General features: G+C 72.0%; 4 protein-coding genes and 1 pseudogene. 2 read left to right on the top strand and 3 right to left on the bottom strand.

Annotated elements, in window-relative coordinates:
* Positions 1–125: 125 nt before the first annotated feature.
* The 3 genes from ACWCXH_RS39660 to ACWCXH_RS39650 all read right to left on the bottom strand — a co-directional run bounded on the left by ACWCXH_RS39660 (position 126) and on the right by ACWCXH_RS39650 (position 3085).
* Entirely contained in the window at positions 126–1499 is a 1374-nt protein-coding gene (locus ACWCXH_RS39660) for a TolB family protein (RefSeq protein WP_449806378.1), read from the bottom strand.
* A 174-nt stretch (positions 1500–1673) separates the two neighbouring features.
* Positions 1674–2444, bottom strand: coding sequence for a lysophospholipid acyltransferase family protein (locus tag ACWCXH_RS39655; protein WP_449806377.1), 771 nt, complete (start codon positions 2442–2444; stop codon positions 1674–1676).
* Positions 2445–2659: 215 nt separating this feature from the next.
* Positions 2660–3085: a DUF4395 domain-containing protein gene (locus ACWCXH_RS39650; RefSeq protein WP_449806376.1), complete on the bottom strand. Its 426-nt coding sequence runs from the start codon at positions 3083–3085 to the stop codon at positions 2660–2662.
* A 236-nt stretch (positions 3086–3321) separates the two neighbouring features.
* Between ACWCXH_RS39650 and ACWCXH_RS39645 the strand changes: the two genes are divergently transcribed.
* Positions 3322–3735, top strand: a complete 414-nt coding sequence (locus ACWCXH_RS39645) for a thioredoxin family protein (RefSeq protein WP_449806375.1) — start codon at positions 3322–3324, stop codon at positions 3733–3735.
* A gap of 411 nt (positions 3736–4146) precedes the next feature.
* Positions 4147–4331 (top strand): annotated as a pseudogene (locus ACWCXH_RS39640) (electron transfer flavoprotein subunit beta); the annotation flags it as partial.

The raw sequence follows: 4331 nt of genomic DNA, 5'->3' as shown, positions 1-4331 counted from the left end.
CTGCAGGGGGGACCCTGTGGGAGAGTAGGACGCCGCCGAACAATTCTTCTGAAGAACCCCCATCCGGATTCCGGATGGGGGTTCTTCGCGTTTCCACCGAATCTTCGAGAAGCCAGTCTCCGGACTCAGTTCTCGTCCTCGTCCTCGTCCTCGGTGTCCGGCGCCTGTGTGTCCACCTGGGGGTTCGCCGACTGGGGGTTCGCCGATGGCTGGGCTTGTGTCTGGGCCGGGGTCTGGGCCGGGGTCTGGGTGGGCGCGGTGGGCGCGGTGGGCGCGGTGGGAGCAGTGGGAGTGGTGGGAGTGGTGGGAGCGGGGGGCGTCGCCGTGCCCCACTTCGGCCGGCTGAGCCATTTGCCGGCGCTGTTGGTGAGCCGGGCGACGCCCGTGCCGTCCGGCCGCATGCTGTAGAGCTCGGCGGTGGCACCTGCGGGGGCCTGGGCGAAGACGATTGACTGGCCGTCGGGTGCGTAGGACGCGGCGCCGTAGTAGGCGTCGGACGGGGCGGGGGTGAGAGCGCCGATGGCGGTCCCGTCGGGGTGGACGGTGTAGAGGCCGCCGCCGGGGGCGTTCTCGGGGCCGGCCGGGTAGGTGGTGAAGAGGATCTGGGTGCCGTCGGGGGACCAGCTCGCGCGGTCGCCGGCGCGCAGCTCCCAGGGGGTGAGCTGGCGCAGGCCCGTCCCGTCGGCGTTCACCACGTACAAGGCACGGGAGTTGGCGGGCTGGCCGCTGGCGCCTGTGCGGTACTCGAAGGCGAGCTGCGTGCCGTCGGGGGACCAGCTGGGGTTGCTGACCTCGCCGGAGTACGGCTTGTCGTTGGTGAGGAAGGTGAGGCGCTGGACGTTGGTGCCGTCCGGGGACATCAGGTAGAGGTCGGAGTACTGGATCTGGGGAGTGTTGTTGCCGACCGGGTTGACGGCGCCCCAGGAACGGCTGAACGCGAGCTGCGTGCCGTCGGGGGAGTAGGCGGGGGCGCGTTCGTCCTCGTTGGTGCAGTCGGCGGTGCCGCTCTCGCAGAGCTGGCCGATCTGGTGCTCGCCGTCGCCGCTCGCGGAGACCGTCCAGAGCCTGGCGGCGCCGGTCTGCGGGTCGGCGCGGTCGAAGGCGATGGTGCTGCCGTCGGGGGACCAGTCGGGGCGGTCGTCGCGGGTGCGGGCGGGCGGCTGGGTGACCTGGTGTTCGCCGCTGCCGTCGGGGCCGACGGTGATGATGGCGCTGGTGGTGCGGGCGGGGTCGAGGAACGCCCGGCTGGCGATCAGGCCGTTGTGTGCCGTCACGGCGGCGGCGCCGGTGGCATCGACGGCGCCGGCCACACCGGGTGTCGAGGAGGCGGCGGTCGGCTCGGGCGTGGCGGTGGGTGTTTCGGGCCGGATCTCGGAGAGCGGGATGTCGCCCGGTTCGGCGCCGCAGCCGGTGAGCAGGGTGCCCAGCAGCAGAAGGCCCGCACCGGCGCTTGCGCGGGTGCGGGCCCTGGTCGTGGGTGACTGCCGTGTGCCGGTCATCCGCGTCATCTCCGTCTCCGACCTTTCCGGCCGTTTTGACTTTCGCTCCGTCGCCGATTCAGGACGAAGGCCCCCGAACGGAGCTGTCACTGTGTCAGACGGGAGGTGTCGGCAGCCGGGCGACACGCGCCGGAGCGCGTCCGCTCGGCCACACGGAGTACGCGTGGGAGGGGCTCAGCCCCGGGCGGCGCGGCGCTCGGCCTTGGCGAGGGCCTCCGCCTCGTCCTCGGCCTCGGCGACCTCCAGGGTGGGCGCGGTGCCGCCCAGGTGGGTGGGCAGCCACCAGCTGTCGTCCGGTCCGACGGGCTTGCCGGGGTACTCGCGCTGGGCGCGGTCGAGCATCTCGCCCATCGCGGCGCGCAGCTTGCGGGTGACCATGACGGGCTTGTCGTCGGGACCGAGGTGGATCGGCTCGCCGATCATGATGGTGACCGGGACGTGGCGCTTGGTCAGGGTCTTCGGGCGACCCTTGGTCCAGAGCTGCTGGGTGCCCCACAGGACGACGGGCAGCAGCGGGGCGCCGGAGTCGGCGGCCATGCGGGCGGCGCCGGTCTTGAACTTCTTCAGCATGAAGGAGCGGCTGATGGTCGCTTCGGGGAACACCCCGACGACCTCGCCGGCCTTGAGGGCGCGCACCGCGGCCTCGTAGGCGGGCTGGCCGTCGGTCCGGTCGACCGGGATGTGCTTCATGCCGCGCATCAGCGGGCCGGAGACGCTGTGCTTGAAGACGTCGTCCTTGGCCATGAAGCGGGTCTTGCGCTTGCCGCCGCGGTAGGCGCCGAGGCCGGCGAAGAGGAAGTCCAGGTAGCTGATGTGGTTACTGACCAGCACGGCTCCGCCCTTGGCGGGGATGTGCTCGGCACCCACGATCTTGATGCGCACGTCGAGCGCACGGAAGACGGTGAGTGCGGCGCCGATCACCGGCGGGTAGACGAACTCTGCCACGGTCAGTCCTGACTTCCACGGGCCGGAGCCCGGTACGGCGGGTACCCGCGCCGTTGCGCGGGGCCGACCGGAGCACGGCACGCCGCGGCGGTCACGGGTGATACACGGAGATGATCCCCCGAACGAGTGCTCCCTGTCACCTGAGCCGTGCCGTCAAGCGGATATTCGCGGTGTGATATCCGTGATGAATCGCGGTGGGAACTTTTCGTACCCGGTCAGGCCGTGACGTCCGGGCGGCCCTGGGTGCGCCGGATCAGCAGGTACATCTCGCAGCCGGCGCAGTAGCCGAACGCGGCGTTGAGGAACGCCGCGGCCAGGGCGAACGCGGTGGTGAGCAGGCCGAGCCAGGGTACGGCGCTGAGGAATCCGAGGCTGCCGACGGCGGCGAAGACCAGGCCCACGCCCTGGGCGAAGCGCGGCGGGCGCTCGTCCTCGGTCGTGGTCGGCGGCGCCAGGTGGGGGCGGACGAAGGTGCGGTAGAGCCAGCCGTAGGGGGAGAGCCGCAGGCCGCCGAAGGCGGGGAGCGCGAAGACGGCGGCCTGGAGGGCGAGGAGCGGGCCGCTGCCGGTGATCAGCACGGCGGCGAGGACGACCGAGCTGAGCGCGGCGGCGAAGCGGGGGCCGCGGGGATCGATCTGCACATTGGCTCCGGGAGGGTCGCGACGGGCTGCGGCGGGGGCGCGTGCGGGCGACGCGTCAGCGACGGCGGGAGGTGGTGGCCCGGCCCAGGGCGACGTAGCGGCGCGAGGTCGGCAGCGGCGGCTGCGAGGGGCGGTCGGAATCCACCCGCCGATGGTACGCGGGCCGGGTGTTGTGGTCGACCTGTCTATGACAATCCGGCTTTGGGGTGCGGGCGCGGCTGGCGCAGACTGTGGGGATGGCCGGGCCCGTGGTGTTCGTCGCCGTGCTGGTGGCGGCGACGGGGCTCGGGCTGCTGCGGGTGAGGCGTGACGGGAGGCTGAAGATGCCCACCAAGGACGGGACGGTCCGGCTGTCGGAGACGGAGCTGGGCGGGGCGCTGGGGGAGCGGGCGACGCTCGTTCAGTTCTCCACGGCGTTCTGCCAGCCCTGTCGGGCGACCCGGCGGGTGCTCGCGGAGGTGGCCGGCATGGTCGACGGTGTCGCGCACGTCGAGGTGGACGCCGAGGAGCGGCTGGAGCTGGTGCGCCGGCTGGAGATCCTGCGGACGCCGACCGTGCTCGTGCTGGACGCGGGCGGGCGCGTGGTACGTCGGGCGGCCGGGATGCCGCGCAAGGCGGACGTGATCGCGGCGCTCGGGCAGGCGGTCTGAGCGGCGGGGGCGGGGGCGGGGGCAAGGTGTGGGGACGGCGAACAGCTGACGGCGAACAGCGAACAGCTAACGACGGACGGATGACAGATGACGAAATCTGTCTTCTGTCACCTGTTTGCCGTTGGTCGTTCGCGGCGCCCTGACGGTGGCCGCCCCGTCGGAATCTCGCGGAGGATGTGCCGCCCCGTCGGGTGGTGTCGGGGGCGGGCTGGGGCAGGATGGGCGCAGGCGGCGTGCAGCCCTCCGGGCGTAAGCTACTGGCCAGTAGTGACCACTGGGCTACCGGCGAGTATGCTGCCAGGAAGTTCCGGACCGGCACGGGAAAACCGCTGCCCGGAGCGGGTGTGAGCCGTGTTCGCGCCCGCTTGCACAGCCGCAGCCGCCGGACGAGACCAGTACAGGAGACAGGCCGTGAGCTTGAGGATCGTTGTCTGTGTGAAGTACGTGCCGGACGCGACGGGCGACCGTCGTTTCGCGGACGACCACACCACCGACCGGGAGGGCGTGGACGGCCTCCTGTCGGAGCTGGACGAGTACGGCGTGGAGCAGGCGCTGCGGATCGCGGAGGCGAACGAGGGCGCCGAGGTCACGGTGCT

Source organism: Kitasatospora sp. NPDC001660 (assembly GCF_053596725.1).
This window is presented reverse-complemented; position numbering and strand designations above follow the sequence as displayed.

Excerpts from the sequence above, each read along its gene's own strand:
- ACWCXH_RS39660 (WP_449806378.1), bottom strand. The coding sequence starts at position 1,499 with ATGACCGGCACACGGCAGTCACCCACGACCAGGGCCCGCACCCGCGCA.
- ACWCXH_RS39645 (WP_449806375.1), top strand. The coding sequence starts at position 3,322 with ATGGCCGGGCCCGTGGTGTTCGTCGCCGTGCTGGTGGCGGCGACGGGG.